Annotated in this window: 2 protein-coding genes; one reads left to right on the top strand and one right to left on the bottom strand. The window is 62.5% G+C overall.

Features of this window, described 5'->3' with window-relative positions; translation table 11 throughout:
- Nucleotides 1–206: 206 nt before the first annotated feature.
- On the top strand, nt 207–1148 hold the full coding sequence (locus tag L810_RS42280; RefSeq protein WP_042978353.1) for an Abi family protein: 942 nt from the start codon (nt 207–209) through the stop codon (nt 1146–1148).
- Between the two features lie 91 nt (nt 1149–1239).
- Here L810_RS42280 and L810_RS48825 read toward each other — a convergent pair.
- Nucleotides 1240–1467: hypothetical protein (locus L810_RS48825; protein ID WP_218921758.1), on the bottom strand; the 228-nt coding region annotated here is incomplete at its 5' end.

Consider the following 1467-nt stretch of genomic DNA (forward strand, 5'->3'; position numbering starts at 1 on the left):
ATCTGCTGGGGGCGTTGCTGGAGCGGCTGGGAGGAAAGCGGGAGGAATGAGGCAGACATTCGGATCCTCACCGGATTCGCCGGACGAGAGGCAGCAGGCATCGATACCGACCGGCGCCCCCATCTGCCGAATGGTATGGAAGGTGGCCGCTTACGGTCCGATGGCGTATACAACGAGATCCTCATGCATGGCAGTACGGATCGACGATGGGCAAGACTCGGACAAGGAAGACGGCACCGGCGACGCCAACCAGGGCCTATGGCAAGGTGGCCCTCAGTGCCGAGGAAACGCTTCATCGGCTGTGGCAACGCGGCCTGCGCATCGACGATCGTCCGGCGAACTTGCGCATGCTCCGGTCGATCGGCCATTTCCGGTTGCTGGTCTACATGCGGCGGTTCCAGAACCCCACGACCAGGCGATTCTGGCCTCGAACCCGATTCTCCGACATCGTTGAACTCTACGCATTCGATCGACGTCTGCGCTCGATCACGATGGACGCGGTCGAGCGCATCGAGGTTGCGCTGCGCGCCGCACTCAGCAATCCCCTCGCAATCGACTACGGCAGCCACTGGTACGTCGAGAGGGACCGTTTCGTCGACCTGCGCCACTACGCGCGCGTTCTGGATCAGATCGCCCGGGAGTGTGAAACCCGAAAGGGCTCGGCACTGACTCACTACTATCGAACCTATGCCAGCCCCGACCTGCCGCCGATCTGGCTGGTCTGCGAGCGGCTGAGCCTGGGCGCATTGTCCCGAATTTTCAGCGCGCTCTCGATGCGCGACCGCAAAGTCGCCGGACGCCATGCTTGGCCGGACATCCCTGATACGGTGCTCACCAGCTGGCTGCAATCGCTCACCGACCTGCGCAATGCGTGTGCGCACCACGCCCGGCTTTGGGGAATGAAGCTGACGGTATCGCCTCCCGCCAAGCCGGCCGGGCGAACGCTCGCCCGGTATGCTCCGGAAATGACCCGGCCGGAGACGTTCTACGCCCGTGCAACGATGATGAAGGCCCTGCTCGACCCACTCGGTCATGGGCGCGAATGGCGCGAAGCCTTGCGAGCGACGTTGACGGGGTGTGAGCACGTGGACGCGGCGGCCCATCTCGGCTTCACGACCGATTGGCATTCGACGCCGGCGTGGCGGTGAGTTCAGGGCGGATACAACCGAACACGCGGCAGGATGCCCGTCATGCATCCGTTTTCGACACGATGCATTTTGACATTCGTTCGATACTTCGCTAGGATTGCCGATGAAAATGCTGGGGACGCCTCTCGACGATGCGCAACACTTCAGACGGCAAAAGGACGCGCAAGCGTCCTTTTTTATTGCCCGCCTCCTCCGTTGCGAGCTCGATCCGCTTCCCTCCCCGGATTCGGTACCACTCCCGCACCCGATCGATCGTCCTGCGCTTCTCCTTCATTTTCATGTTTCCGCTGCCGATCGATCTGCTGGGGGCGTTGCTGGA

Origin of the sequence: Burkholderia sp. AU4i (assembly GCF_000466765.1) — a bacterium.
In the GTDB taxonomy this organism is placed as follows: domain Bacteria; phylum Pseudomonadota; class Gammaproteobacteria; order Burkholderiales; family Burkholderiaceae; genus Burkholderia; species Burkholderia cepacia.